The sequence below is a fragment of the Streptomyces piniterrae genome (assembly GCF_005048155.1).
Lineage (GTDB): Bacteria > Actinomycetota > Actinomycetes > Streptomycetales > Streptomycetaceae > Streptomyces > Streptomyces piniterrae.
In genome coordinates, this window is the sequence record NZ_SUMB01000024.1 from 1 (window position 1) to 4,169 (window position 4,169).

A 4,169-nucleotide genomic window follows, 5' to 3' on the forward strand; every position below is an offset into this window, starting at 1 on the left:
GAGCCCCTCGGCGCCGCGCCCCGCCTCCGCGCGGCCGCGCCCCGCCTCCGCGCGGCCGCGGCCCCGGGTCTGCGCCCCGAAGCGGGCCTCGGCCGCGGCGGCGTACTCGGCGCAGGCGGCCGCTGCGGCGCCGCCGTCCGCGACCAGTGCGATCAGCCGGCCGCCGTCGGGGACGGTGAGCACCGCCTCGCCGGTCCTGGCGGCGGCGGACTCCATCGCGTCGGCGAGTGCGTCCAGGACGCCGGAGGGCGCTGCCGGGGGCGGGCCCGTGGTGTCCTCCGCGGCGACGGGCTCGGCCACCACCATCCGGAACGGGGTGTCCAGCAGCCCGCCGTAGAGCCGTCCCGCCACCGCCCGTGCGTGCTCCGGCTCGCCCGCGAGCAGCATCTTCAGCACCGCGGCGCCCAGCCGCTGCTCGGCGTCCTGCAGTGCACGGGAGCGTTCGGTGGTGAGGGTGAGCAGCGCGACAGCGGAGTGCACGGCGTACCGCTCGGCGGTTCCGAGCGGCGCGCCGGTACCCACCGCGAGCACACCGCGCGCCCGCCGCCCGGTGCCCAGCGACTGGAGCTCGACCCGGTCGTCCCCCTCGGCATCGCTCACCACGGAACTGGCGGGGGCGGGGCGCTCGCGCAGCCGCCCCACGTCGTCGGCGAGCCGGGCGGCGCGCCGGGCCGCCCAGTCGGGGGCGGCGGCCACCACCGCGCCCGACGCGTCGTAGAGCGCGGCCCAGCCGTTCAGATGCGCGGCGAGCCGGGCCAGCAGCTCGGCCGGGCCCTCGGCGCTCAGCGCCGCCCGGGTCAGCTCCCGCTGCGCCTCGAACCCCGCGGTCACCGCGCGGTACTGGTCGGCGGCGACGGCGGCCGACACGGCCTTGCTGATGGCGATGAAGGGGGTCCGGCGGGGCACCCCGAGCAGCGGCAGATCCGCCTGCCGGGCCGCCTCGACGAGGGCCTGCGGCACCTCTTCGTAATTCACCCCGACCGCGAACCCCAGCCCGACGACCCCGGCCTCCGCGACCCGCCGCACATACCCGCGGGTCGCCTCCGCGTCCTCCGCGTCCAGCTTGAGCGCGGTGATCAGCAGCAGCTCCCCGCCCTCCATGTAGGGCACCGGATCGATCAGCTCACTGGCATGCGCCCAGCGCACCGGAACGTCCAGCCGGTCCCCGCCCGCGAGCACGGTCAGCTTGAGCGCGGTGTGGTTGACCAGTGAGGCGAGGGTGTGCGGCATGGGACCTTCGGTTGCGGCGTGGGTGCGGGCACGGGGGCGGTGGTCGCCTGCGGACGATTTCGCCGTCCCGTACGAACGGCCGCTTTCGATTCTGCCTCAGCGGAGGATTTCGGGGACACCGGTCTGCTGGGACCAGCGCCTGGGATGCCGAAACGATTCCTTAGACAGTCGAAGATATCCCAGGTATCCTCTTAAGCTATCCAGAGAAAGGAGGCAACGATGCCCAAGATGCTGATCGACATCAACGAAGAGGCCCTGGAAGGAGCCGCCCAGGTCCTCGGCACCAAGACGAAGAAGGACACCGTCAACACCGCACTGCTGGAGGTCACTCAGCGGATAAAGCGCGCTCGCGCCCTGGCTCAGCTCGTCGAAATGGCCGACCGCGGCGACTTCGACGAATTCGTCGGCAACAAGGCGGCCTACCGTCCGTGAGTAGCGCGCTCTTCCTGATCGACACCTCAGCCCTCTTCCGCATCTTCCAGACACCCGTCTGGAAGCAGTGGAACGAACAGCTCACGGCCGGGATCATCGCGGTGTGCCCGGCCGTTGAGCTGGAATTCCTCTACTCCGCCCAATCGCTGGCCGATCGCTTGAAGAAGCAGGATCTCCTGCGGGAAGTGTTCTCCTGGGTCCCCATGCCCGACCAGGTCTTCGAACAGGCCCAGAAGCTCCAGCAGGAGCTCACCGAATCCGGGCAGCACCGATCCGCTGGAGCCGTGGACCTGTTGGTGGCGGCCACGGCCGAGCGTGAGGGCCTGATCGTGCTCCACGACGACCGCGACTACGAAGCCGTCTCCCGCATCACCGGATTGCAGGTCAAGCGCGTCGTGGAACCGACCGCCGACTGAGCACCCTCACCCCCGAAGATCCACCAACACCGGCGGCGCGTGCTCCCCCTTCACCGTCGTGACCGACAGGACCGCGTGCCCGGCGGGGAGCTGGTTCGCGAGGTCGGAGGCGGACCAGCGTTCGCGTTCGACGGTGCGTACGGTGACGGCCTTGGCGGTGGCGGCCTTGCCGGTGACCAGGTGGCGGAAGACATGGAAGGCCTTCATCGCGGCACCCTCGGCGATGATTTGACGGTCCGTCACATCGCGGGTCTCCACCCACTCCTTGCCCCACACCTCGGCGAAGCGCGCCCCGTCCCATGTCGTCACGCCCGCGAACGCCATCCGGCAGCCGACCGCGCCGAGCAGCGCGCTGCGCAGTGCGTCGGGTACGTCGTCCAGCGCGCGCAGCGTCAGCACCGCGCCGGCGTTGGCCGAGCGCAGCCGCTGGAGGCCGCGCAGCGCCTCGGCGGTGATGGTGTGCGCGGCCTCGTCGAGTACCAGGCAGGCGAAGAGCGAGCGGTCGGCGCGGGCCACCGCGCACTCGGTGAACTGGGCGAGGACGAGCCGGGCGAGGATCCGCGAGGCTTCGGCATGGCCGCGTTCGGGAAGCTCGATGCGGACCCGGAGCGGGTGGTCGAGGGCGCGGAGGGAGACCTGGCGGGTGCGGCCCGTGGGGTCGAAGAAGTCGGCGAAGGTCGGGCGGTCGAGGAGCGCGATGCGGTCGGCGAGGAGGACGCCGACGTCGCCGGGGCGCTCCGACTGCCGTGCGCGGGCGTCCAGTTCGCGCAGCAGGGTGTGTTCGCCGGTGTCTTCGAGCGCGGTGCGCAGCGCGGCGATCGGCTCCGTCGCTCCGTCGAGGAGTTCGCGCAGTTCCGGTACCGAGGGGAAGCGGTCGTGGGCGGCCCGGAAGGGACCGAGCAGCTGGGCGAGGGCGGTCGCGGCGCGCCGGCTGTCGCCGCCGGGGAGTTGCCCCGCGAGGTCGCCGACCAGCGCCTCGGCGAGGATGCCGGCCGCCTCGTCGGGGTCGGTGGTGCCGCCGTAGAGATCGAGGTCGCACTCCGGGGCGGGGCGGCCGATCCTGACCACGACGTCGAAGGCGTCGTCCGGTCCGAGGTCGGCGCCGGCCGGGCCGACGGCGATGACCGCGGCCTGCCCGGCGAGCGCCTGGAGGCACATCGACTCCACGACCGGCTTGACGAGCCGGGTGGTCTTGCCGCTTCCGGCGGGGCCGACGGCCAGCAGTGAGGTGCCCAACACGCCCGGTTCCAGCGCGCATCCGGCGCCGCGGTGCTGGTACGGGTTGCGCGGGTGGTCGGCGGCGGTGCCGATCCGCACCTGGTGGGCGAGCAGGTCGTGGTCGGCGGTCCGATGGGCCAGGTCGCGCCGCCCCGAGGGGTGGGCGCAGGCCGCCGCGCCCTTCCGCAGCACGGTGTCGGTGAAGTCGGCGACGGTGTTCTTGCCGGAGCGTACGGAGCGCCAGGCGCGGGCGATCCGGGCCACGTCCACATCGTTCATCCGGCCCGCGCGGGCCTCCGCGGCAAGCTTGTCGGCGGCGTCCGGTGCGCCCTGGGCGCGCAGTTCCGGCCACTGCGCCGGGTCGGCGGCGGGCTCGGGCGTACGGGCGGGCGCGCGGTCGCGGACGCGCCGGACGAGGGGGTGCGCCAGGCGGCGGACGAGTTCCGGCCACCGGCCGAGCCGGCCGAAGACGACGGCCAGGAGGACGACGAACAGTCCGTAGTAGATGTAGGTGGCCCAGACGAAGGCCATCGGGTCGGTGCCGTCCCGCCAGGAGTCGGGGGTGAGCAGCACCAGTGGAAAGAGCCAGTAGCTGCCGAGGTAGTTGTTCCACAGCAGCGACCACAGGAGCCAGCCGCACAGGAACGAGATCACCGCACCGCTGACCAGCTGCCGCGTGGGCACCCGCTCGGGTTCCTCGGCGGCCCGCGGCCGGTGCCCGTACGTCCAGATGCCGGGCGCGGCGGCCGGGCGCGGGGTGCGCAGCCAGCGCAGCAGCGGGGGCTCCGGCGACGCGGTGGAACCGGCGGGCCCGGCGTGGGCGGCCGGCGGGACGGCCGGCATGGCGGGCGGGGCGGCGGGCGGTGGCGGGGC

Annotated in this window: 4 protein-coding genes; 2 read left to right on the forward strand and 2 right to left on the reverse strand. The window is 73.6% G+C overall.

Annotated elements, in window-relative coordinates; genetic code table 11:
- On the reverse strand, window positions 1–1,230 hold a 1,230-nt coding region (locus FCH28_RS37810), incomplete at its 3' end, for a PucR family transcriptional regulator ligand-binding domain-containing protein (RefSeq protein ID WP_136744977.1).
- 219 nt (window positions 1,231–1,449) lie between these two features.
- Between FCH28_RS37810 and FCH28_RS37815 the strand changes: the two genes are divergently transcribed.
- Entirely contained in the window at window positions 1,450–1,662 is a 213-nt protein-coding gene (locus FCH28_RS37815) for a type II toxin-antitoxin system VapB family antitoxin (protein ID WP_136744978.1), read from the forward strand.
- Window positions 1,659–2,078 carry a PIN domain nuclease gene (locus tag FCH28_RS37820; RefSeq protein WP_136744979.1) on the forward strand — a complete coding sequence of 140 codons (420 nt, stop codon included), beginning with the start codon at window positions 1,659–1,661 and terminating at the stop codon, window positions 2,076–2,078. Before FCH28_RS37815 ends, FCH28_RS37820 begins: the two co-directional genes overlap by 4 nt.
- A gap of 6 nt (window positions 2,079–2,084) precedes the next feature.
- On the opposite strand, the gene FCH28_RS37825 is transcribed toward FCH28_RS37820, so the two are convergent.
- On the reverse strand, window positions 2,085–4,169 hold a 2,085-nt coding region (locus tag FCH28_RS37825; protein WP_136744980.1), incomplete at its 5' end, for a type IV secretory system conjugative DNA transfer family protein.

What these genes read in the sequence shown, in the direction of transcription:
- FCH28_RS37815 (WP_136744978.1), top strand. Translation starts at nt 1,450, where the DNA reads ATGCCCAAGATGCTGATCGACATCAACGAAGAGGCCCTGGAAGGAGCC.